General features: G+C 73.9%; 21 protein-coding genes. 6 read left to right on the top strand and 15 right to left on the bottom strand.

The annotated features are described in order from the left end of the window. Nucleotides 1-103: 103 nt before the first annotated feature. A complete protein-coding gene (locus ACZ64A_RS28610) occupies nucleotides 104-1705 on the bottom strand; it encodes an MFS transporter (protein WP_469814381.1) in 1602 nt (533 codons plus the stop codon). A 480-nt stretch (nucleotides 1706-2185) separates the two neighbouring features. On the opposite strand from ACZ64A_RS28610, the gene ACZ64A_RS28605 reads away from it, so the two are divergent. Further along, a complete protein-coding gene (locus tag ACZ64A_RS28605) occupies nucleotides 2186-3208 on the top strand; it encodes a phosphatase PAP2 family protein (protein ID WP_469814379.1) in 1023 nt (340 codons plus the stop codon). A 129-nt stretch (nucleotides 3209-3337) separates the two neighbouring features. Here the strand turns inward: ACZ64A_RS28605 and ACZ64A_RS28600 are convergent, their stop codons facing one another. From ACZ64A_RS28600 to ACZ64A_RS28585, 4 genes are all read right to left on the bottom strand, one after another. Beyond that, nucleotides 3338-3553, bottom strand: coding sequence for an I78 family peptidase inhibitor (locus ACZ64A_RS28600; protein ID WP_469814378.1), 216 nt, complete (start codon nucleotides 3551-3553; stop codon nucleotides 3338-3340). A 300-nt stretch (nucleotides 3554-3853) separates the two neighbouring features. Further along, nucleotides 3854-4846 carry a helix-turn-helix transcriptional regulator gene (locus ACZ64A_RS28595; protein ID WP_469814376.1) on the bottom strand — a complete coding sequence of 331 codons (993 nt, stop codon included), beginning with the start codon at nucleotides 4844-4846 and terminating at the stop codon, nucleotides 3854-3856. Nucleotides 4847-4908: 62 nt separating this feature from the next. Beyond that, nucleotides 4909-6240, bottom strand: a complete 1332-nt coding sequence (locus ACZ64A_RS28590; RefSeq protein ID WP_469814374.1) for an ABC transporter substrate-binding protein — start codon at nucleotides 6238-6240, stop codon at nucleotides 4909-4911. Continuing rightward, a complete protein-coding gene (locus ACZ64A_RS28585) occupies nucleotides 6209-6787 on the bottom strand; it encodes an MTB12 C-terminal domain-containing protein (protein ID WP_469814373.1) in 579 nt (192 codons plus the stop codon). Before ACZ64A_RS28585 ends, ACZ64A_RS28590 begins: the two co-directional genes overlap by 32 nt. A 142-nt stretch (nucleotides 6788-6929) precedes the next feature. Between ACZ64A_RS28585 and ACZ64A_RS28580 the strand changes: the two genes are divergently transcribed. From ACZ64A_RS28580 to ACZ64A_RS28570, 3 genes are read left to right on the top strand one after another with little or no spacing between them, the layout of a single operon-like run. Continuing rightward, complete coding sequence (locus ACZ64A_RS28580) at nucleotides 6930-7403, top strand: hypothetical protein (RefSeq protein WP_469814371.1); 474 nt, start codon at nucleotides 6930-6932, stop codon at nucleotides 7401-7403. Then, the gene (locus ACZ64A_RS28575; RefSeq protein ID WP_469814370.1) at nucleotides 7403-10324 is read left to right on the top strand and encodes an ABC transporter permease subunit; all 2922 of its coding nucleotides are present in this window, start codon (nucleotides 7403-7405) and stop codon (nucleotides 10322-10324) included. The genes ACZ64A_RS28580 and ACZ64A_RS28575 overlap by 1 nt, the downstream gene beginning before the upstream one ends. Further along, nucleotides 10321-10977 (top strand): ATP-binding cassette domain-containing protein, encoded by a 657-nt coding sequence (locus ACZ64A_RS28570; RefSeq protein WP_469814368.1) that lies wholly within the window; start codon nucleotides 10321-10323, stop codon nucleotides 10975-10977. Before ACZ64A_RS28575 ends, ACZ64A_RS28570 begins: the two co-directional genes overlap by 4 nt. A gap of 82 nt (nucleotides 10978-11059) precedes the next feature. On the opposite strand, the gene ACZ64A_RS28565 is transcribed toward ACZ64A_RS28570, so the two are convergent. Next, nucleotides 11060-11779 (bottom strand): transglycosylase family protein, encoded by a 720-nt coding sequence (locus ACZ64A_RS28565; protein ID WP_469814367.1) that lies wholly within the window; start codon nucleotides 11777-11779, stop codon nucleotides 11060-11062. A 513-nt stretch (nucleotides 11780-12292) separates the two neighbouring features. On the opposite strand from ACZ64A_RS28565, the gene ACZ64A_RS28560 reads away from it, so the two are divergent. Beyond that, nucleotides 12293-13087: a hypothetical protein gene (locus ACZ64A_RS28560; protein ID WP_469814365.1), complete on the top strand. Its 795-nt coding sequence runs from the start codon at nucleotides 12293-12295 to the stop codon at nucleotides 13085-13087. Nucleotides 13088-13373: 286 nt separating this feature from the next. Continuing rightward, entirely contained in the window at nucleotides 13374-13766 is a 393-nt protein-coding gene (locus tag ACZ64A_RS28555) for a hypothetical protein (RefSeq protein ID WP_469814364.1), read from the top strand. 73 nt (nucleotides 13767-13839) lie between these two features. Here ACZ64A_RS28555 and der read toward each other — a convergent pair whose 3' ends face one another. The 9 genes from der to ACZ64A_RS28510 form a co-directional block, all read right to left on the bottom strand. Further along, complete coding sequence (der, locus tag ACZ64A_RS28550) at nucleotides 13840-15318, bottom strand: ribosome biogenesis GTPase Der (protein ID WP_469814363.1); 1479 nt, start codon at nucleotides 15316-15318, stop codon at nucleotides 13840-13842. A gap of 19 nt (nucleotides 15319-15337) precedes the next feature. After that, the gene (locus ACZ64A_RS28545; RefSeq protein WP_469814803.1) at nucleotides 15338-15985 is read right to left on the bottom strand and encodes a lysophospholipid acyltransferase family protein; all 648 of its coding nucleotides are present in this window, start codon (nucleotides 15983-15985) and stop codon (nucleotides 15338-15340) included. 53 nt (nucleotides 15986-16038) lie between these two features. Then, nucleotides 16039-16734 (bottom strand): (d)CMP kinase, encoded by a 696-nt coding sequence (cmk, locus tag ACZ64A_RS28540; protein ID WP_469814362.1) that lies wholly within the window; start codon nucleotides 16732-16734, stop codon nucleotides 16039-16041. A 168-nt stretch (nucleotides 16735-16902) separates the two neighbouring features. Beyond that, nucleotides 16903-17988 carry a prephenate dehydrogenase gene (locus ACZ64A_RS28535; RefSeq protein ID WP_469814361.1) on the bottom strand — a complete coding sequence of 362 codons (1086 nt, stop codon included), beginning with the start codon at nucleotides 17986-17988 and terminating at the stop codon, nucleotides 16903-16905. Beyond that, nucleotides 17985-18347, bottom strand: coding sequence for a chorismate mutase (gene aroH / locus ACZ64A_RS28530; RefSeq protein WP_469814359.1), 363 nt, complete (start codon nucleotides 18345-18347; stop codon nucleotides 17985-17987). The genes ACZ64A_RS28535 and aroH overlap by 4 nt, the downstream gene beginning before the upstream one ends. A gap of 181 nt (nucleotides 18348-18528) precedes the next feature. Next, nucleotides 18529-19536, bottom strand: a complete 1008-nt coding sequence (locus ACZ64A_RS28525; protein ID WP_469814358.1) for an ADP-ribosylglycohydrolase family protein — start codon at nucleotides 19534-19536, stop codon at nucleotides 18529-18531. Nucleotides 19537-19603: 67 nt separating this feature from the next. Next, nucleotides 19604-20722 (bottom strand): pseudouridine synthase, encoded by a 1119-nt coding sequence (locus ACZ64A_RS28520; RefSeq protein ID WP_469814356.1) that lies wholly within the window; start codon nucleotides 20720-20722, stop codon nucleotides 19604-19606. Next, nucleotides 20722-21408, bottom strand: a complete 687-nt coding sequence (gene scpB / locus ACZ64A_RS28515; protein ID WP_469814354.1) for an SMC-Scp complex subunit ScpB — start codon at nucleotides 21406-21408, stop codon at nucleotides 20722-20724. Before scpB ends, ACZ64A_RS28520 begins: the two co-directional genes overlap by 1 nt. After that, the gene (locus tag ACZ64A_RS28510; protein WP_469814801.1) at nucleotides 21405-22673 is read right to left on the bottom strand and encodes a segregation and condensation protein A; all 1269 of its coding nucleotides are present in this window, start codon (nucleotides 22671-22673) and stop codon (nucleotides 21405-21407) included. The genes scpB and ACZ64A_RS28510 overlap by 4 nt, the downstream gene beginning before the upstream one ends. Nucleotides 22674-22743 lie beyond the last annotated feature (70 nt).

The raw sequence follows: 22743 nt of genomic DNA, 5'->3' as shown, positions 1-22743 counted from the left end.
CCGGCGAACGCGGAAAACTAGCAGCGCTAGTTACGGTTGGTGCCGCTGACGTTACGACGCGCTGTCCCGTACGTCCAGTCCCACGGATGTGTCCGGTGCGGCGTCACGCCGAGACGCGCGAGCGCTCCGCCTCCCGGGGCGCGGGAACCTCCACCGGCTCCGGCTCGCCGCACTGCATGATCCTCGGCAGCCGCAGCGCCATCACCGCGCCCAGCAGCAACAGGCCCGCGCTCACCAGCAGCGTCACATGCAGCCCGTGGACGAAGGAGGCGCGCGCCGCCGCCCGCAGGGCGTCCCCGGCGCTCCCGCCGAGCCGGCCGGCGATGTCGTAGGCCTCCCCCAGCGAGTGCCCGGCCGCCCGGGAGGCCGGCGCCGGCACGCCCGGCACGTCCGCGAGCCCCGGCGCGTACGCCGCGTTCATCACACTGCCGAGCAGCGCGATCCCGATCCCGGCGCCCAGCTGGTACGACGTCTCACCGATCGCCGCCGCGCCGCCCGACTGCTCGGCCGGCGCCTCGCTCAGCATCGACTCGTACGCCCCGAAGAGCGTCGTCTCCAGCCCGAAGCCGAGCAGCACGAAGCCGGCCAGCAGCAGAGGCACGTCGTCGGTCGCGCCCATCGCCGTGAGCGCCACCACCGCGGCCGCGGTCAGGCAGAAGCCGGCGCACACCATCCGGCGCGGTCCGAACCGGCGCAGCATCCGCGCCCCGAGCAGTCCAGCGGCCATCGCCGCGAAGGTCAGCGGCAGCAGCCGCAGACCGGTCTGGAGCGGCGACAGGCCGAGCACCAGTTGCAGGTACTGCGCCGCGATCAGCTCCAGGCCGACCAGGGCGAGCATCGCCAGCACGATGCACCCGACGGAGGTGCTGAACGCCGGCCGGGCGAACATCCCGAGGTCCACCAGCGGGTGCCGGCGCCGCCGCTGCCGTCGCACGAAGAGCACGAGGAGCACCGCGCCGGCGATCAGGGGCAGCACGGTGAGCGCGCTGCCGGCCGGCTCCCCGCCGCCCAGCCGCTTGACGCCGAACACCGCGCCGAAGAGGCCGGCCGCGGCCATCAGCGCGCCGACGACGTCCCAGGGGCCGTCGTCCTCTCCGGTCGACTCGGGCAGCAGCAGCCGGCCCACCGGGAGGCTGATCAGCATCAGCGGGATGTTGACGAGGAAGACCGAGCCCCACCAGAAGTGCTCCAGCAGGAAGCCGCCCAGCAGCGGGCCGACGGCCGCGCCGACCGCCGCGACCGCGCTCCACACGCCGATCGCGAGCGCCCGCTCGCGCCGGTCGGGGAAGACCTGCCGCAGGATCGACAGCGTGGCGGGCATGATCATCGCGCCGCCCACGCCGAGGAGGGCCCGCGCGAGGATCAGTACCTGCGCGTTCGGTGCGAAGGCGGCGAGCGCGGAGGCGATGCCGAAGAGGCCGTAGCCGAGCAGCAGGACGCGTCTGCGGCCGATCTTGTCGCCGAGCGTGCCGAACAGGATCAGCAGCGAGGCGCAGACGAGGGGGTAGGTGTCGACGATCCAGAGCAGCTCGATGGCGCCGGGCCTCAGGTCCTCGGTGACGGCGGGCACCGCCACGTGCAGCACGGTGGCGTCGACGGCGACGAGCAGCAGGCTGGCACACAGGACGACGAGGACGACCCATCGGTTGGCACCGGCCCCGGCCGCCCGACGGCGCAGCGCGGCGGCCGTGGTCGTCCCGGACATGTACTACCTCCCAGATGAACCTCGCGCCCGGCGGGCTCGCGGGGAGGGGGACTCCCCCGCGACTCGGCCGGAGAGAAGCGGTCGTCTCCGGCCCGCGCAGCGAACGCGAGTGACACGTCAGCGTACGCGCATTCGCTCGCCGCTCGCGTGGCGGAGGTCTCACCGGTTCCGGTGAACCCGTGTGGCGTACGCCACTCGCCCGCATGACCGGGACGTCCGGCGCGGACGCCCGGCCGGCCCGGGGTCGATCACGCTGCGACACGAGCGAGCAGCGAAATCCCGGCGGGCGCACGGTGAACGCATTCGGACAAGCCATTAAACCCGCTCCGGAATGATCAAAGGAATTGCAGGGCGCGGCGTAGTCCGATTACAGATTCACAGGAATTAAACCCGCTGTTGAGAGGAATCCCACATCACATCGTCATCACAAAGCCGTGGATTCGCAGGGGTTGACAGCTCACTCGCTGTAACGTCGATTGAGTGCGTACCGAACCGAACCTCACCCGTCTGGACCGGGTGTTCACCAGACTGGACAGGGAGCCGGAACGACCGGCCCACATCGACGTACCGCGGATGACGCGGCACAGGGTCGTGCTGTTCGGCTCGACCCTGGCCTTCTACGCGGCGATCGTGTGGCTGGTGGTGACCACCTCGTGGCTGGTCCGGCTGGACTGGCAGGTCATGTTCTTCCGGCCCTACCAGCAGTGGGCGCAGATCCACTGGTTCGTCGACTACTACGTGGTGCTCGGCCAGCGCGGCCCCACCGCCGTGATGGTCGCCGCCTGGCTGGGCTGGCGCTCCTGGCGGCAGCACACCCTGCGCCCCCTGCTGACGCTGGGGGCGTCTCTGCTGTTGCTGAACATCACCGTGGGCGCCGCGAAGATCGGCATGGGCCGGCTCGGCCCGCACTACGCGACCGTGATCGGCTCCAACGAGATGGGCATGGGCGGCGATATATTTCCCAGCGGCCACACCGCCAACGCCGTCGTGACCTGGGGAATCCTGGCCTATCTGGCCTCCACCCCGAGGGCCAGGCGCTGGCTGTCCGCCCTGTCGGCGATGACCGCGCTGGGCGTGGGCATGTCCACGGTGTACCTCGGGACGCACTGGCTGAGCGATGTGCTCCTCGGCTGGGCCGCGGGCCTGCTGGTCCTGCTCGCGCTGCCGTGGTGCGAGCCGCTGATCGCCCGCGCCGAGGCCGCGCTCTTCGACCTGCGCGACCGCCTGCGCTCCCGCCGCGCCGGTACGGCGCCGGCTCCCGCCGCCCCGGTCACGCCGCCGGTCCTGGTCCCCTCGCGCCCCCAGGCGCAGGACGACGCCCCCACGGGCCGCGCCGCGCGCGACACGGCCCGCGCCCCGCGAGCGCCCGTCTACCTGGCCCCGGGCCCGCACACCACCCGCGCCGAGCGCACGCCGGTCACCCCGGCCGGCAGCCGCCGCCCGCCGCACGCGGACCGCTTGCCGCGCGGTACGACCCCGGCGGCCCGCCCGACGGGCGGCTGACGGCCGCGCGGCGGACCGGTACGCACACCCCCCGTCGCGCACCACACCTCCTCGCGCAGCACACGTCGCGCGCGGACGAAGGCCCCGGTTCCGGGCAGGAACCGGGGCCTTCGTCGTCGTCCGGGCGCCTCAGCCCTTCCAGGCGCGGGCCACTCGGCCGTCCTTGACCTCGAAGTTCAGCCGGCCCACGCGGTACTCCATGGTGATGACCGCCCCGGGCGGCAGGGAACGCACCGTCGACCATCCGCGCTCACGCGCGAGGCCCTCGGCCCGCTCGGCGTCGAGGCCGACGTAACCCTCGGGACTGTCCTGCGGCTCCCCCGGCGGGGAGGGAATGGGTGCCATACCGCCACGCTAGGCGGTGTCACGCTTCTGTCACAAGATCACACCGTCATGTTTGACCGCGTCCGGTCATACCCGGGAGTGGTTCCCGATGCCTTCATTACTCCTTGCGGGCGTATTCGCCCGCCATTCCCGCGGCCGGGGCCGGTTCTTCCGGCTCCCTGCCGGAAAATGCCCCGGCCCGACCCTCCCGGCCGTGATTTCCGGGCCGATTTCCCGAAAGGCGTATGCGTCGGCGCGCCATGGTGCGTCCACGGTTCCCCCACACAATCTCCGTACGCCCCCGCGGTGCGCTGCGACCGTTCACCCGGTTCGCGGCGCCGGCCCCGCGGCCCGAGCCAGGGCCGCGTCCAGCCGGTCCCGGGTGGTCCTGAGCGCGTCGACCAGTCCGGCCGGCTCGACCACCTCGAAGGGCAGGCCGAGCATCATCACGTGGATCACCATCACGTCCAGGCTCCCGGCCCCGGTGCGCAGCAGGCAGGCGCCGGGGCCGTCCGGCTCCAGCGTCCCGGCGGACGGCGAGACGCGCTCGGCGGCCTCGGCGAGGGGCACCAGCAGCCGGACGGTGGCGTGGGTGGCGTACGCGCGCGTGGAGACGCCCTTGGAGACGTACGCGGCGAGATCGTCGGCGGGCGGGGTGCGCGGGGTGAAACGCGGTCCGTGCGGCGGCTTGGGGGTGATGCGGTCGACGCGGAAGGTGCGCCAGTCGTCCCGCTCGACGTCCCAGGCGACCAGGTACCAGCGGCGCTCGGTGCACACCAGGCGGTGCGGTTCGACGGTACGGCGGCCGGTGGCGCCGTCGTGCGTGCGGTACTCGAAGCGCAGCCGCTCGGCGTCCCGGCACAGGTGCGCGAGCTCCGTGAGCAGGGCCGGGTCCACGGGAGCCGTCGGCGGGCCGGGGCGCAGCATCGGCACGGTGAAGGCGTTCAGCGCGCTCACCCGGCGGCGCAGCCGGTCCGGCAGCACCTGCTCCAGCTTGGCCAGGGCCCGCACGGAGGTCTCGCCGATGCCCTCGATGCCCTGTCCGGCGGCGGTGCGCAGACCCACCGCGACGGCGACCGCCTCCTCGTCGTCCAGCAGCAGCGGCGGCAGTTCGGCGCCGGCGCCGAGCTGGTAGCCGCCGCCGGTGCCGGGGCTGGCGTTGACGGGGTAGCCGAGCTCGCGCAGCCGGTCCACGTCCCGGCGCACCGTGCGCGGGCTGACGCCGAGCCGTTCGGCGAGGTCCGGGCCGGACCACTCGCGGTGGGCCTGGAGCAGGGACAGCAGGCGCAGCAGTCGTGCGGAGGTCTCCAGCATGGCGCCGAGTCTGCCAGGGCTTGCGGACAGGGAGTGTCCGCAATGGCCCCGGTCACCCGAGGTCAGGGCGTGTAGGGCAGTTGCGGCACCACGAAGCAGGTGCGGTTCATGTCGCCCTGCGTCACCCAGCCCTTGCCGTCCTGCCAGCGGGCCACCGACAGACAGGTGCGGCGGTCCTTCGGCGGCTGCGGCAGCCGAGCGAACTCGACGGGAAGCAGCAGGCCGTCGGCGGTGTAGCCGTTGCCGTGGCGGTTCATCCAGGCGTCCACGCACGCGCGCGTGATGCCGTGCCGCGCGCAGGAGCGGGCCGCGTCGGTGAACCACAGGGCCGCCGCCCAGCCCTCCAGCTGCCACTGGGAGTGCGTCGAGAGCCCCGCGGTGGCATCCCGGAACTCCCGCACCGCGCTGTCGCCGGTGTCCTGGTAGTTGCGGCTCGCGCCGGTGGCCCACAGGGCGTTGCGGCAGTGCGGGGCGTCCTTGTAGTCCTGCGGGACGGTCGAGGTCCAGTTCTGCACGTTGGTCACCTTGGCGGTGACGTGCGCGCCGACCGCGTCCATGGCCCGGCACAGCTGGGCGTTGCCGTGGGTGTCGATCGCGTCGAAGACCAGGTCGACGCCCTGCTGTTTCAGGTCGGCGGCGACGGCGCGGAAGTTGGGCAGCGCGAAGTCGACCTCCTCGGTGACCACCTTGTACCCCTCGGCCTTCAGTCCGCGCTGGACGAGCCGGGCGTAGGCGGCGGACGCCGACTGGTTGTACGACACGACGGCGGCCGTACGAGCGCCGTGCTCGCGCCGGAAGTACCGGTAGACCTCGGTGCCGCCGTACAGCTTCCCGCCCCAGCCCGGCGTGCCGTCGCGCGGTGCGAGGCTGCCGTAGATGCCGTACAGGTGCGCCCAGGTGTCGTAGGCGGCGCCGATGGGCTGGCCGCCGATGTCGGGCACGCCCGCGTGGGACACGCGCGGGGCGCCCGCGTAGTCGAGGGCGGTGGTGGCGACCAGGGCGACGACCTTGTCCTCGTCGATCAGCCGCTGCACGCACGCGTTGTTGCCGATGCCGCTGCCGCCGTCGTCGCACAGGTGCACCTCGATGCGGCGGCCGGCGATGCCGCCGCGCGCGTCGAGCTTGTCGAAGAAGGCCCGCGCGCCGTCCCGCGGGCCGGTGAACGCGCTGCCGCCGACCGGGCTGGTGGCGCTCGTGATGATGCCGACCCGGATCGGCGCGCTCTGCCCCGGCGTGGACGGGGACGTGTGCGTGCCCTGCTCGAAGTCGCGCTCCGGCAGGCGGCTGCCGCACGCCGTGCTCAGGGCGAGCAGCAGTGCCGCGGCGGCGGCCCCGGCCGTGCGGCCGGCACGGCCCGCGTGGTCAGCAGACCGGGATCGCCGACGCGGACGCATTGCCGCTCAGCTTGACCAGCGCGCACAGTGTGTTGACGGAGACCTTCCAGGTGCCGTTCTGCTGGACCGCGGTGCCGACCGCGTTCGGCAGGGCCGTGGCGCCCTGGACGACGAGGTCGTACGTCACGGCCGCCCTGGTCGCCGAGGTGAACGTCACCTTGGTGACCTTCGCCTGCGCCTGCCGGTTGCGCGGGTCTTTGCTGAAGGCGTACAGGACGGGAGCCATCCGGACGCCGTTCTCCAGGACGGCCTGCTTGTCCTTGAGCGACGTCGACGGGGCGAAGAACCTCTCCCAGTTCTGTTTGATCTCCTTCTGCGCCGCGGCCGGGTCCGCGGGTGCCGTCGGCGCGGCGCTGGTCGTCTGCTGCGCCGGGGGCGTGGCGGACGGCGTGGCCTTGCCGCCCCCGCCGTTGTTGTCACTGCACGCCGCGAGGGCCGGGGCGAGAATGAGAGCGAGGGCGGCCGCCAGCGCCGTACCCCGTCCCGCCGCCCCTGGGCCGCGCCCCGTGCCTGCCGTCCCCCGCCTGAGGTCGCTTCCCAGAACCATCTGGCTCACCACCGGGTGTCGGTCCGGGCGATCTACGCCCGGTGCTTTCAGGGTCGGCGCACAACAGACATACTGCAAGCCATCGGTCGACGGGGGACACACCGGACAGGCCGGGCGGCTGCGTGACGTGTGGGAGCCAGCGATGCGGACAGCGAGGCTGCGGACCGTGCACCCCGTCCTGTGGGCCGGCTGGGCGGCGCTGGCCGCGGGCGCGGTGCTGTGCGTCATCGGCTGGTACGGCGTCTCCGGCGAGCGGTTCGCCGAGCGGCAGCTGCCCTATCTGGCGTCCTGCACGGTGCCGGGCGCGGCACTGATCGTCGCCGGGGCGGTGCTGCTCAGCCACGGCCGCGACGCCCGCGCGGCCGCGCGCATGGAGGCGCTGTACGGGCTGCTGGTGGCGGCCGAGGCGAACGACGACATGGTGGCCGGCCCCGCCGCGGCGCCGGTCGCGGTCAGCGCCCGGACGGTGAGGGTGCCCGGCGGCACGCTGCTGCACCGCGCCGACTGCCCGCTCGTCGCGGGCAAGGCGCAGGCCCTGCCGGTGGACGGCCGGCTGCTCGCGGACGGCTCGCTGGACCCCTGCCCGATCTGCGAGCCGGACACCGCGGAGGGCTGATGTCCTCCCTCACCTACGACCTCACGCTCGCCGGGTTGTCGATCGGCAGCGCCGCCGCGCTCACCGGGATCGGGCTGATCGTGACCTACCGGGCGACCGGTGTCCTCAACTTCGCGCACGGGGCGATCGCGATGGTCTGCGCCTACGTGCTGCGGCAGTGCGTGGTGGTGTGGGGCTGGCCGCTGTGGCTGGGCGCGGTGGTGACGCTGCTGGTGCTGGCGCCGGGGATCGGCGTGCTGCTGGAACGGTTCGTCTTCCGGCCCCTCGCGGTGCTCGGCGGCGACCCGGCGCGCACCCTGGTGGCCTCCATCGGGGTGTTCGTGCTGCTGGTCGGCGGCGCCGTGCTGCTGTGGGGGCAGGGCGCGCGGGACGACGCGCCGCAGCTGGTGTCCGCCGACCCCTGGGGACAGCTGGCGGTGGCGCTGCTGCTGGCGGCCGGGGTGTCCGCCGTCATCCGCTGGACCCGGTTCGGCCGGGAGCTGCGGGCCGTGGTGGACGACCGGCAGCTGGCCGTGCTCGGCGGCATCGACGCCGACCGGGTGGCCGCCGCGGGCTGGGCGTTCGGGGCGTTCACGGCCGGGCTGACGGGGGCACTGCTGGCACCGTATGTACGTCTCGACCCGTACGGGCTGCCGCTGCTGGTGATGGAGGTGGTCGCGGTCGCGGTGGCCGCGCGGATGCGCAGCCTGCCGGTCGCGGTGGTGGTCGCGCTCGGGATCGGGGTGGCGCAGAGCCAGCTGACCCGGCTGCACCCCTCCGGCTGGGCGCAGCCGCTGCTCCAGGCGGTCGGCGCGAACCTGTTCGTGGTGGCGCTGCTGGTGGCGGCGCTGGTCCTGCCCGGCGTCGGCCGCCGCGACGCGCTCCCCCACCCGGTGATCGCGCGCGCCCCGGCCGCTGCGCACGGCGCCTGGATCGTCGCCGTCGTGCTGTTCCTGCTGCCGCTGGGGCTGGCCGGTTCCGACCTGCGGACGGCGGTGCAGGTGCCGGCGCTGGCCATCGTGCTGCTGTCCCTGGTGGTGGTCACCGGCCGGGGCGGCCAGATCTCCCTCGGCCAGGCGGCGTACGCGGGCCTGGGCGCGCTGTTCACGGCGCTGCTGGCGGCGGGCCGCTTCCCCGTCCTGCCGCGGCTGCCGGAGCTGACGGCGCTCGCGGTCGCGGTCCTCATGGTGGCGCCGCTCGGGCTGCTCACCGGCTGGCCCGCGATCGGCCGCCAGGGCCTCGCGCTGGCCCTGGCGACGTTCGCGGTCGGCGTCGGCGTGAGCCGTTTCGTCTTCGCCCAGCCGTACGCCACGGCCGGGCTGTCCCTGGACCGCCCGGCCGGGTTCGCCGGCGACCGCGCCTACTACCTCCTCGAACTGGCCCTGCTCGCGGCCGCACTGCTCGCCACGCGGCTGCTGCGCCGGGGCCGCACCGGGCGGGCCCTCGCCGCCATGCGGGACCACGAGGGGGGCGCGTGTGCGGCGGGCGTCCAGGTGCCCTCGCTCAAGCTGCTCGCCTTCGTGTGCGGGGCGGCGCTGGCCGCGCTGGGCGGCGGCCTGCTCGGCATGGGGCTGCGCGCCTTCGACCCGGGCACGTACGACCCGGTGCGCGGCCTGCTGTGGTTCGCCGCGGTGGTCGTGCTGGGCGCCGACAGCACCCTGGGCGCGCTGGTCGCGGCGGCCCTCCTGGTCGGGCTGGACGCGGGCGCGCGCGGCGGGGTGGCGGCGGCCCTGGTCGGCGTCCTGGCGGCGTTCGCCGGCCGCTTCCCAGGCGGCCCGTACGAGGCGCTGCGCTCGGCGGCGGAACGCCTGCGGCCCGGCGGCGGGTCCCGCCCGACGGCGCTGGGCGCCCGCGTACGCACCCGACTGCACCCGGCCCCTGAACGGCCCCGGGGCGGCGCCGGGCTGACGGGGGCTACGGCGGTGTCGGCGGCGGGGGCCGCGGTGTCGGCAGCGGGGGCGGCTTCGGCGGCGGGGGCGGCGGGGGCGGCGGGGGCGGCGACGACGGTGTCGGCGGCGGGGTCGGCTTCGGCAGCGGGGGCGGCCTCGGCTTCGGTGGTGTCGGCGGCGGGGCGTTCGGCTACGACGGCGGCGGGAGCCGCAGGCGGGGAGGCCGCGTCGCCGGGCCGGGGCGCGGGCGGCGGGGCTCGCGCTGACGGCCCACCGGCGCCGGTCCACGCCGCCCCGGCCGGGACAGACGGCCCCAGGGGCCGTCCGGGCGCCGCCGCCGCGCCCGTCCCCGTGCTCGCCGCGCGAGGGCTGCGCGTCCGGTACGGCGGGTTCACGGCGCTCGACGGGGTCGATCTGGAGGTCGCCCACGGCCGGGTCACCGCGGTCGTCGGACCCAACGGCGCCGGGAAGAGCACGCTGTTCCACTGCCTGGCCGGGACCGTGCGGCCGGAGCGCGGGCAGGTGCTGTTCGGGCGACGGGACGTCACCCGGCTCCCGGCGTACGCCCGTACCAGGCTGGGCATCGCGCGGACCTTCCAGCAGCTGGCCGTCTTCCCGTCCCTCACCGTCGCCGAGAACGTCCGTATCGGCGCCGAACAGGGCAGGGTCACCGATCCGGCGGCGGTGGAGCGGGCGCTGCGGCTGTTCGGGCTGGACGGCCCCGTCCGGGCGCTGCCCGCCGCCGGACTGCCCACCGGCACGCTGCGCCGCGTGGAACTGGCCCGGGCGTTCGCGGGCGGGCCGCGCGTGCTGCTGCTGGACGAGCCGGCCGCCGGGCTGGACACCGCCGAGGTGAGTGCGATGGCCCGGGTGCTGCGTGCGCTGGCCGCGGACGGCACGGCTCTGCTCGTCGTCGAGCACGACCTCGATCTGGTCGCCGACCTCGCCGACGTCGTGCATGTGATGACCGCCGGCCGGGTCGTCGCCTCCGGACCGCCCGGCCGTGTCCTGGACGCCTTCGGCGCCCGGGCCGGACAGGAGGCGGGCGCATGACCCTCGCCCTGCGTCACGCGCGTGTGCGCTACGGCCCCCTGGAGGCCCTGCACGGTGTCACGCTGACCGCGCCCGGCCCGGGTCTGACGGTGCTGCTGGGCCGCAACGGCTCCGGCCGCAGCACCGCCCTGCGCGCGCTCGCCGGGACCGTGCCGCTGGCCGCCGGGGCGGTGCTGTGGGACGGCGCGGACGTCACACGGCTTCCGGCGTACGAGCGGGCCCGGCGCGGCCTGTGCCTGGTGCCGGAGCGGCAGGCGGTGTTCGGCTCCCTCACCGTCCGCGAGAACCTGTCCCTCACCGCCGGCGCCCAGGACGCCGCCCTCGCCGCCTATCCGCAGCTGGAGCCGCTGCTCGCCCGCCGCGCCGGCACGCTCTCCGGCGGGGAGCAGCGCATGCTCGCCCTGGCCCGGGCGCTGGGGGCACGCGCGCGTGCCGTACTCGTGGACGAGCCCACGCAGGGCATGGCGCCCGCGGTGGCCGCCCGCACCTACGAGCTGCTGGCCTCGCTCGACGTGTGTGTGGTCCTCGCCGAGCAGCGGCTGCCGCCCGCGGTGCGCGGCCGCCGGACGGTGGTGGTGTACGAACTGCGGCGCGGCAGCGTCGTCTTCGGCGGCGAGGCGGCGGAGCTGGAACGGCGGGGATCCGCGAGGTGAGCGGCCCGCGCGGCCGCCTGGGGCGGCACAGCCCTCGGGGCCCCACCCGGCCGGCAGACCGGGTGGGGCCCCGAGGCGTGACTCAGAGGTGCCGCAGCGCGAGCCGCATGCCCGGCTCGATCAGATCGGGGTCGCCGCCGATGACGCTCTTGTTCGCGGCGTAGATCCGCTGCCAGCTCGTGGCGTTGTGCGCGGCGATGGCGCTGAGCGTGTCGCCCCGGCGCACGGTGTAGTCACCGCCGCGCGTGGATCCGCGGCCGGCGTGGCCGTCCGCACGGGCCGGCGCCTTCGCCGGCTCGGACACGGTGGACTTCGACGAGGTCGACGTGTGCGAGGTCGAATGGTGCGCGGTGGAATGCGACCGCTTCGGCGCCGACTTCGCCGAGACGGGGTTCGCCGCGGGCGCGTCGCCGTACGCCCCGGCGCGGCCCGAACAGACCGGCCAGGCGCCCCAGCCCTGGGCGCGCTGGACCTTCGTGGCGACGGCGATCTGCGCGGAGCGCGAGGCCTGGTCGGCGGTCGACGCGTAGGCCGTGCCCCCGTAGGCCCGCCAGGTGCTCGCGGAGAACTGCAGTCCGCCGTAGTAGCCGTTGCCGGTGTTGATGTGCCAGTTGCCGCCGCTCTCGCACTGGGCGATGCGGTCCCACACTCCGCCTTCCGCCGCCGCGGCGCCGCCGGCCGAGGCGAGCAGGCCGAGGGGGGCGAGGAGCGCCGCCCCGGCGAGGACCGCCGTCGTCCGGGCCTGACCCTTGGTCAGGGTCTTGCGGGCGGTGGTGCGGGTGTTATCGGCACATTCGGACATGTAGATCCCTCTCGGACTACTCGAGGTCCCCCAAGGCGGGCCGCCACCCCTCACGCATCGGCGCGGGGGTCGCGCTCCGCCCCGCCCACCGGGGGTGGTGCTCCGCGACACGGCGCGGACCGGTGGACGTACTCGAGCGGTGCTCGTTGCACACGGCGGAGGAATCTAGAGAGCCTCAGGGCCCGGCATCAACCAATTCGCCGTCATTCCAGGCCAGTTGGGAGTTACCCGGGGTATCGGCGATTTCCGGCCACCCACTACATCCGAGAATTTCACGACATGTGACCCATCAGCCGCGCCCGCCTGTGAGCCACTTCACCAAGTCAACATCCTTGACGGCTCGAACACTTGACTCTGAGTGACCGGTTCCGGCGCGGAGTTGACCGTACGCGTCGGTTGAGGGGATTCCGTTCCCGCGCGTGCGTGACCCCCACCACAGATCGTCCGTTGTGCTCTTCATGAGCCGGGGACCACCCGGCGCCGCCAACGCACCGCATCCCGAGGGAGCCACCCGTGCCGCGCATGCTCGACGTCAGCGACGAGGTACGCGCCGAGATCGGCGATGAAGAAGCCGACCGGCTGCTCGCCGGGGAGAACGCCCCCGGCAGTTACGACTGCACCTCCTGCCGTACCCCGGGCGACCCCGAGCACGAACGCACCAGCACGGTGCTGTTCATCGGCGACGAGACCGCCGTACTCGCCTTCGCCCACGCCGGCTGCCTGCCCTCGCAGGTCGTCCAGGTCACCGAGGAGCAGCTGCAGGGCGCGGTCCGCTCCATCGGCGGCGTCGCCGGCGGTCGGGGTGGCGCGGGTGAGCCGGTGAAGTCGGTGCCGGAGCAGGCCGTGCTCGGCGTGACCAGCGGACTGGTCCTGATCGCCGGGGAGTTGCACCCGGCGCTGGTCGTGGAACCGACCGGGCCGATCGTGCGTCCCGGCTCCACCGGCGCCGGCGACGACTTCCTGCCGCTGCTGATCGAGCATGGCTTCATGCCGCTGCCCGAGCTGTCCGCCGTACCGCCGGTGCTGCACGGCTGGTCCGTGCTGCTGGCGATGGGGCAGCTGCACGCGGTCCTCCAGCCCGGGATGGACGGTGGCCAGCCGGTGGCCTGGTGGCAGGCCCACCAGCCGCTGCAGGTCACCGAGGGCTGGCGAGCGGCCGCCAACAAGCACCAGCAGGTACTGATGTTCGCGGCGCCGGTGGGCTCCATCGGCCGCCAGCCCCGCGAGGACCTCCTGCGCGACGCCCTGGACAAGGCGGCGGCAACCGGCCACCTGGTCGCGGCAACCCTGCCCCTCGCCGGCACCTGAGCCCCCGCAGCCCGGGCCCCGCCCCGCCGGGGCTTGCGCCACCCGGGGGTGCCGGCCCCCGCCGGAGCGTGAGCCACCCGGCGGCCCGGGGGGCCACGCCATGCCGGGTCGATTCCGGGCGGGTCTCGCCTCTCGGCCTCACCCCCCCCGGGCCGCCCTCCGGCCTCGTCCCCGGCCCTCGCGTCGGGCCCGCACCCTCCCCCTCCCCCCAGCCCGCAGCCTCCTGCGTCGTCGCCGGGGCGGGGTGGGGCCGCATCTCTTGACGTGCCGCATCGTTGGGACTCACGTGCACAGTTACGACGTTCCCCGCCGCCAGAGCTTCTCCTCGGTTCCGCCTCCGCCGCGGGTGGGGCAGGAGTCGCACCGCGGCCCATCGGCCACGCCGATCTACGACGCGCTCTACGCCGAGTACGTCAAGTCCTTCCGCTCGCTGCCGGGTGACCGCAGCGGTGAGGAGGATCTGGGGTTCACCGCCTTCGGGAGCATCCGGCACAGCGGCCCGGCGGACCCGCGGCCGGGGTCGTTCTCCAGCTCGTACAGCGCCTACAGCGCGGGAGCGCAGAGCGCCCGCGTGGGCCGGCAGTCGGCGTGGCAGCGGGTCGGCCCGGTGGGCCAGTCCGGCGGGACCACGCAGTTCGTGCCGGCCGCCCTGCCGCCCGGCCGGCCCGGCGGCAGCTGACGGCCGTGGACGCGAAGGGGGCGGCCCCCAGGTCCGTGACGGACTCGGGGGCCGCCCCCTTCGGGCGTCCGGACTACTTCTTCTTGCCGCGCTTCTCGCGCACGCGCACGGAGATGTGGATCGGCGTGCCCTCGAAGCCGAACTCCTCGCGCAGCCGGCGCTCGATGAAGCGCCGGTAGCCCGCCTCGATGAAGCCGGAGGCGAAGAGCACGAACCGCGGCGGCTTGGTGCCGGCCTGCGTGCCGAACAGGATGCGCGGCTGCTTGCCGCCCCGGATCGGGTGCGGGTGGGCGGCGACCAGCTCGCCGAGGAAGGCGTTCAGCCGGCCGGTCGGAACACGCGTCTCCCAGCCGGCGAGGGCGGTCTCGATCGCCGGGACCAGCTTCTCCATGTGCCGGCCGGTGCGGGCCGAGACGTTGACGCGCGGCGCCCAGGCCACCTGGCCGAGCTCCGTCTCGATCTCCCGCTCCAGGTAGTAGCGGCGCTCCTCGTCGAGGGTGTCCCACTTGTTGAAGGCGAGGACGATCGCACGGCCCGCCTCGACCGCCATGGTGACGATCCGCTGGTCCTGCACGGAGATGTTCTCCGAGGCGTCGATCAGGATGACCGCGACCTCGGCCTTCTCCACGGCGGCCGCGGTGCGCAGCGAGGCGTAGTAGTCGGCGCCCTGCTGGAGGTGGACGCGCTTGCGGATGCCCGCCGTGTCCACGAACTTCCAGGTCACCCCGCCCAGCTCGATCAGCTCGTCGACCGGGTCACGGGTGGTGCCCGCCAGCTCGTTGACGACGACGCGCTCCTCGCCGGCCACCTTGTTCAGCAGGGAGGACTTGCCGACGTTCGGGCGGCCGATGAGCGCGATCCGGCGGGGGCCGCCGACGGCCGTGCCGAAGGACTGCTCGGGCGCCTCGGGCAGCGCCTCCAGGACGGCGTCCAGCATGTCGCCGGTGCCGCGGCCGTGCAGCGCGGAGACGGGGTGCGGCTCGCCCAGACCGAGGTTCCACAGGTAGGACGCGTCGGCCTCGCCGCTCGGGCCGTCGACCTTGTTGGCGCACAGCACGACCGGCTTGCCGGCCTTGCGCAGCAGCCGTACGACGGCCTCGTCGGTGTCGGTGGCGCCGACCTTGGCGTCGACGACGAAGACGACCGCGTCGGCGGCCTCGATGGCGTACTCGGCCTGCGCGGCGACGGAGGCGTCGATGCCGAGGACGTCCTGCTCCCAGCCGCCGGTGTCGACGACCTTGAAGCGGCGGCCCGCCCACTCGGCCTCGTAGGTGACACGGTCGCGGGTGACACCGGGCTTGTCCTCGACGACGGCCTCACGGCGGCCGATGATCCGGTTCACCAGGGTCGACTTGCCGACATTGGGGCGGCCGACGACGGCGAGCACCGGGAGCGGGCCGTGCCCGGCCTCCTCGATCGCGCCCTCGACGTCCGTGACGTCGAAGCCCTCTTCCGCCGCGAGCTCCATGAACTCCGCGTACTCGGCGTCGCCGAGAGCCCCGTGATCGTGCTCGTGTACGTCCGAGCCGTCGGGCTGGATGTGGTCGTTCATGAAGTCCGTACCTCGTCGTTCATTCGTGGTGATCGGTGGAGCGGGCCACACGTGAGCCTGATCCACTACTCAGTGTCGCCCGGCGGCCGGTCAGCCGCCTGGCGTTTTCCAGGTGCTCGGTGAGCTGCTTCTGGATGCGTTCGGTCGCCTCGTCGAGTGCCCTGCGCGTACGCCGCCCGCTTCCGTCGCCCGCGTCGAACGGGTCGCCGAAGACGACGTCGATGCGCGAGCGCAGCGGCGGCAGCGCCTTTATCAACCGTCCGTGCCGCTCGGAACTTCCCAGGACCGCCACCGGCACGATCGGTGCCCCGGAACGCACCGCGAAGTAGGCGAGGCCGGCGCGCAGCGAGGCGAAGTCGCCCTCGCCGCGGGTGCCCTCCGGGAAGATCCCGAGGACGCCGCCGGCCGCCAGGACGTCCAGCGCCTGCGTGATCGCGGTGCGGTCGGCCGTGGAGCGGTCGACCTTGAGCTGGCCGATGCCGGTCAGGAAGGGGTCGAGCGGTCCGACGAACGCTTCCTTCTTGATCAGGAAGTGCACGGGCCGGGGCGCCACACCCATGACCATGGGGCCGTCGACGTTGTGCGAGTGGTTGACGGCCAGGATCAGCGGGCCGCGCGCCGGCATCCGCCAGGCGCCCAGCACCCGCGGCTTGAACAGGCCGTACATCAGGCCGACGCCGATGCGCCGCCCGACGTCCGCGCCCCGCTCGGACACAGCGGTCACTTCCCGGCCCGCTTCTCCTCGACGAGGGTGACCACGCACTCGATGACCTGGGCCAGGCTGAGGTCGGTGGTGTCCACCTCGACGGCGTCGCCGGCCTTGGCCAGCGGCGAGGTCTTGCGGCTGGAGTCGGCCGCGTCCCGCTTGAGCAGCGCCTCACGGGTGGAGTGCACGTCGGCGCCCTTCAGCTCACCGCTGCGCCGGGCGGCGCGGGCCTCCGGGGAGGCGGTGAGGAAGATCTTCAGGTCGGCGTCCGGCAGCACGGTCGTACCGATGTCCCGGCCCTCGACGACGATGCCGTTCTCCGCGGCGGTCGCGATGGAGCGCTGCAGCTCGGTGATCCGGGCCCGCACCTCGGGCACCGCGCTGACGGCGCTGACCCGGGAGGTGACCTCCTGGGTGCGGATCGGGCCGGAGACGTCGAACCCGTCGACGGTGATCGTCGGCTTCTCCGGGTCGGTGCCGGAGACGATCTGCGGCTTGCCCGCGGCGGCGGCGATCGCGGCGGGGTCGTCGACGTCGACGCCGTTGGTCACCATCCACCAGGTGATCGCCCGGTACTGGGCGCCGGTGTCCAGGTAGCTCAGACCGAGCTGCGCGGCCACGGCCTTCGACGTGCTCGACTTGCCCGTGCCGGAGGGACCGTCGATGGCGACGATCACAGGCGGAACAGTCTGGGCGGCGCCGTTTTCCACGGGGGGACACCTTCCTGGTGCGAGGCGGTGAGCGGGGTGCGGGGCGCACGGCCCTAGAGGGACGCCCCGCACAAGGTTACTGGCTCCGCGGCGCGCCTCTTACTGCCGGACGGCCCAGCCGCTCGCGCAGCTCCTCACCGCCGGACACCCAGCCGCTCGCGCAGCGTCCTACTGCCGGATGGCCCAGCCCCGCTCGCGCAGGGCGGCCGTGAGCACCGGCGCCGCCTTCGGCTCGACCATGAGCTGGACCAGGCCGGCCTGCTGTCCGGTCGCGTGCTCGATGCGCACGTCCTCGATGTTGACCCCGGCCCGTCCGGCGTCGGCGAAGATGCGGGCCAGCTGCCCGGGCTGGTCGTCGATGAGGACGACGACGGTCTCGTAGACGCGCGGCGCGCTGCCGTGCTTGCCGGGGACGCGGATCTGGCCGGCGTTGCCGCGGCGCAGCACGTCCTCGATGCCGGCGCTGCCCTCGCGGCGCTTGTCGTCGTCGCTGGACTGCAGCGCGCGCAGCGCCTCGACGGTCTCCTCCAGGTCGCCGGCCACGTCGGAGAGCAGGTCGGCGACGGGACCGGGGTTCGCGGAGAGGATGTCGATCCACATGCGCGGGTCGGAGGCGGCGATCCTGGTCACGTCCCGGATGCCCTGCCCGCACAGCCGTACCGCCGCCTCCTCGGCGTTCTCCAGACGGGCGGCGACCATGCTGGAGACCAGGTGCGGCATGTGGGAGACAAGCGCCACGGCCCGGTCGTGGGCGTCGGCGTCCATGACGACCGGCACCGCGCGGCAGTGCGAGACCAGTTCCAGGGCGAGGTTCAGCACCTCGGTGTCGGTGTCCCGGGTGGGGGTGAGCACCCAGGGGCGGCCCTCGAAGAGGTCCCCGGAGGCGGCGAGCGGGCCCGACTTCTCCCGGCCCGACATCGGGTGGGTGCCCAGGTAGGAGGAGAGGTCCAGGCCGAGCGCCTCCAGCTCGCGGCGCGGGCCGCCCTTGACGCTGGCCACGTCGATGTAGCCGCGGGCCATGCCGCGCCGCATGGCGTCGGCGAGCACGGTGGCCACGTGCGCGGGCGGGGCGGCGACGATCGCCAGGTCGACCGGGCCCGCGGGCGGGTCGTCGGTGCCGGCGCCGAGCGCGGCGGCGGTACGGGCCTGCTCCGGGTCGTGGTCGACGAGGTGGACGGTGACACCGCGCTGGGCGAGGGCGAGGGCGGCGGAGGTGCCGATCAGGCCCGTGCCGATGACGAGTGCGGTCCTCACTGGGCGATGTCCTTGCGCAGGGCGGCGGCGGCGCCGAGGTAGACATGGGTGATGTCAGCGCGCGGCTTGTCCGACTCGATGTGCGCGAGGAGGCGCACCACACGGGGCATCGCGCCCTCGATGTCCAGCTCCTGCGCGCAGATCAGCGGCACGTCGACGATGCCGAGCTTGCGGGCGGCGGCCGCCGGGAAGTCGCTGTGCAGGTCGGGGGTGGCCGTGAACCAGATGCTGATGAGGTCGTCCGTGCTCAGGCCGTTCCGTTCCAGGACGGCGGTGAGCAGTGCCGAGACCTGCTCGTCCATGTGCCCGGCCTCGTCCCGCTCCAACTGGACGGCCCCCCGGACCGCTCGTACCGCCACGGTGCTGCTCCTTGCGTATCGGCTGCCCATCTCGGCTCTGCTGTGCGTCCAGCCTAGTCAGCCCGCGGCCCGGGAGCCCGCGGCGCCCGTCCGCTGAGACGCCGGGCAGGGCGCCTGCCGCCAAAGGCGCCCTCCGGCGCCCGTTTCCCCGGCATCCGGGACCCCGCGTGGAGCCGTGCGGTCAGGCGTCCCAGAGTTCACCGAGGGCCAGCAGCTCGCTGCGGTACTCGATGCGGTCGGCCCATGCGGCCGGCCAGGCGTCGGCGCCCAGGTACGCCCCCGCGAAGGCGCCGGCCAGGCAGGCGATGGAGTCGGAGTCACCGGCGGTGCAGGCGGCGCGGCGCAGGGCGGTCAGCGGCTCGTCGGGGAAGAGCAGGAAGCACAGCAGCCCGGTGGCGAGCGCCTCCTCGGCGATCCAGCCCTCTCCGGTGGCCAGGCACGGGTCGGTCTCCGGCGAGACGGTCCGCACGGCGTCCCGGAGCCGTTCGAGGATCTCCAGGCACTCGTCCCAGCCGCGCGCGATGAAGTGCTCGGGCGTGGGGTCCTGGCCGCGGGTCCACAGGTCGCCGAGCCAGGTGTGGTCGTAGTGGGTGCGGTGGTCCAGGGCGTACGACCGCAGCAGCCCGATCAGCGCGGTGGGGTCGGCTCCCTGCGCGAGCAGGTGCACGGCGTGCGCGGTGAGGTCGGAGGCGGCGAGCGCCGTGGGGTGGCCGTGGGTGAGGGCGGACTGAAGCTGGGCGGCGCCGGAGCGCTGCGCCTCGCTCAGCCCCGGCGCGAGGCCGATCGGCGCGACGCGCATGTTGGCGCCGCAGCCCTTGGAGTGGATCTGGCTGGCGTCCTGCCAGGCGCGGCCCTCCTCCTTGAGGAGGTCGCAGGCCCGCAGGCAGGTGTTGCCGGGGGCGCGGTTGTTGTCCGGTGACTGGTACCAGTCCACGAACTCCTCCCGCACGGGCCGTTCCAGCCGCTTGGGCGCCAGGTGGCCGCGGTCCATGGCGGTGCGCAGGCCCCGGCCGAGGGCCAGGGTCATCTGGGTGTCGTCGGTGACGAGGGCCCGCTGGGGCAGCTCCAGCTCCCGCCACGGGCCGAACATCGACAGGATCAACGGCACGGTCTTGAACTCGGTCGGGTAGCCGAGGGCGTCCCCGAGGGCGAGGCCGATGAGTGCTCCGGTCGCGGCGCGCTTGGACATGCGATCACCATCCCCCTTTTATCGTCACGTTGACCATAAAGGAGGACGGTGATCACGGCAAGCCGCTTTAGAGGTCGACCTCCTGCATCAGCATGCCGACCTCGGTGTTCGACAGGCGGCGCAGCCAGCCCGACTTCTGGTCGCCGAGGGTGATCGGGCCGAAGGCGACACGGACCAGCTTGTCGACCGGGAAGCCGGCCTCGGCCAGCATGCGGCGCACGATGTGCTTGCGGCCCTCGTGCAGCGTGACCTCGACCAGGTAGTTCTTGCCGGTCTGCTCCACGACCCGGAAGTGGTCGGCGCGGGCGTACCCGTCCTCCAGCTGGATGCCGTCCTTGAGCTGCTTGCCCAGGTCGCGCGGGATCGGGCCGACGATGTGCGCGAGGTAGGTCTTCTTCACGCCGTACTTCGGGTGGGTCAGCCGGTGCGCCAGCTCGCCGTGGTTGGTGAGCAGGATGACACCCTCGGTCTCGGTGTCGAGGCGGCCGACGTGGAAGAGACGGGTCTCCCGGTTGGTGACGTAGTCGCCGAGGCACTGGCGGCCCTCGGGGTCCTCCATGGTGGAGACGACACCGGCCGGCTTGTTCAGCGAGAAGAACTGGTAGCGCTGGGTCGCGACGGTCAGGCCGTCGACCTTGATCTCGTCCTTCTCCGGGTCGACCCGCTTGCCCTGCTCGGTGACGATCTCGCCGTTGACCTCGACACGGGCCTCGTCGATCAGGTCCTCGCAGGCGCGGCGGGAGCCGAAACCGGCGCGCGCCAGCACCTTCTGCAGCCGCTCGCCCTCCTGCTCGGCGCCCGGGAAGGTCTTGGGCAGCTTGACGTCCTTCTTGCCCGCGTAGCGCTCGCGGTTGCGCTCCTCGGTACGGGCCTCGTACTCACGCGAACGCGCGGGAGCCGGACGGCCCCCGGGGCGCTGTCCCTGCTTGGGGCCGCCCTTGGCGCCGCCGCGGGCCGAGGGGCCCCGGCCGGACTTCGGGCCGTCCTGCGTGGCGCCGGGGCCGACGTCGTAGCGCCGCTCCTCGGGACGCGGCTTCTTGGGACGGCCTCCCTGCTTGTCGTCGCGGTTGTTGCCGGCGCCGCGGTAGTTGCCGCGGCCCCCGCTGCTCCCGCCGCGGCCGCCGCTGTTGCCACCACGGCTCCCGCCGTTGTTTCCGCTGCTGTTCCTGCCGCTGCTGCTTCGCATCAATGTTCCGTCTGGTCGTCTTCGTCGTCGGTGTCCGGGAGGCCCCGGACGGCGCCCGGCTCGTCATCGGGAGCGTCCGGGTCGAACGACGGAACGCCTTCCTGCGTCTCGGCCTCGATCGCCTCCGCCTCCGGGAGGAAGGGCGCGAGTTCCGGGAGTTCGTCCAGGCCGCGCAGGCCCATCCGCTCCAGGAAGTAGTTCGTCGTCCTGTACAGGATCGCACCTGTTTCGGGTTCCGTGCCCGCCTCCTCGACCAGACCGCGCTGCAGGAGGGTGCGCATCACGCCGTCGCAATTGACTCCGCGGACGGCCGAGACGCGACTGCGGCTGACCGGCTGGCGGTAGGCGACGACGGCGAGGGTCTCCAGGGCGGCCTGGGTGAGCCGGGCGGTCTGGCCGTCCAGGACCAGGCGCTCGACGGCGGGCGCGTAGGCGGGGCGGGTGTAGAAACGCCAGCCGCCCGCGACGTGCCGCAGCTCGAAACCGCGCCCCTGCACGGTGTACTCGTCGGCGAGCTCGCGCAGGGCGTCGGCGATCTGCCGCCTCGGCCGCTCCAGGATCTTCGCCAGGTGCTCCTCGGTCGCCGGTTCGTCGACGACCATGAGGACGGCCTCCAGTGCGGGCCTGAGGTCGAGCCCGGCCACGGTCCGCAGGCCCGCCGGAGCCTCGCTGATCTCCTCGCTCACGGCTTCCTCTCCTCCCGGGACCCCCCTGCCTCCTGCGGCTCTCTCGCCGTCTTCGGCGTCTTCGGCGTATTCGTCGATTCCAGCGTCTCCGGCGGCCGGTCGAACTCGTCCGTGACGGCCGGTGCCGCGTCCCCCTCGCCCCCCGTCCAGCGCACGGTCAGCTCGCCGAGGGCGGCCTCCTGGTCCAGCGCGACGGCCCTCTCTCGGTACAGCTCCAGCAGGGCGAGGAAGCGGGCGACGACGGTGAGGGTGTCCTCGGTGTCCGCGACGAGCGTACGGAAGCTGGCCTCCCCCAGCTCCTTCAGCCGCGCGACGACGACTTGCGCCTGCTCCTGGACGCTGACCAGGGGCGCGTGGATGTGGTCGACGTACACCTGCGGCCTGGGTCTCGGCTGCATCGCCTTCACGGCGAGCCGGGCGAAGCCCTCGGGGCCGATGCTGATGACCACCTCGGGCAGCAGTTCGGCGTACTGCGGCTCCAGCCCGACGGTACGGGGGTAGCGGCGGGCCTCGTCCTCGATGCGCTCGTTGAAGATGTCGGCGATCCGTTTGTACGCCCGGTACTGCAGCAGCCGGGCGAACAGCAGGTCCCGGGCCTCCAGCAGGGCGAGGTCGCCCTCGTCCTCGACCTCGGCGGCGGGCAGCAGCCGGGCCGCCTTCAGGTCGAGCAGGGTGGCGGCGACGACCAGGAACTCGGTCGTCTGGTCCAGGTCCCAGTCGGCCCCCATCGCCCGGATGTGCGCCATGAACTCGTCGGTCACCTTGGACAGCGCGACCTCGGTGACGTCGAGTTTGTGCCGGGAGATGAGCTGCAGCAGCAGATCGAACGGCCCCTCGAAGTTGTCCAGCCGGACCTTGAAGACACCGTCCTCACCAGCCAGGGGGGCGGCATCGGGGGCATCGGTGGCATCCCCGTCCGTCCCGGCGCCCCGGACAGCGGCCCCGCTCCCGTCCGGCAAGGGACCGTGGGGCTCGGCAGACCCGGGCACACCGGCGGGCGTCACCGCATCGACCGGGCCCGGACCGCCGGCCGACGGATCCGACCGTCCCGGCCCACCGGGCAGGGGCGGCACATCCGTCGCCCCCGGCGCTACGGCACCGTCGGGCGCCCCGCACTCGTCCCGGCCCACCCGCTCGCCGGTGCGCACCGCGTCCTGCGATGCCCCCGCGGGCGGCACCTCGGTCGTCTCGGGCACGGACGCCCCGCGGGGCTCCGCCTCCTCGGACACGGATGCCTCACCGCTCAGCTGTGCCGCCTCCGGCACGGACCCCTCGCCGGGCGGCTCTACCGCCTCCGGCACGGACCCCGGCCGCTCGGCCGCCTCCCGTACCGGC

This window comes from Streptomyces sp. NPDC104814, from assembly GCF_055583185.1.
This window is presented reverse-complemented; position numbering and strand designations above follow the sequence as displayed.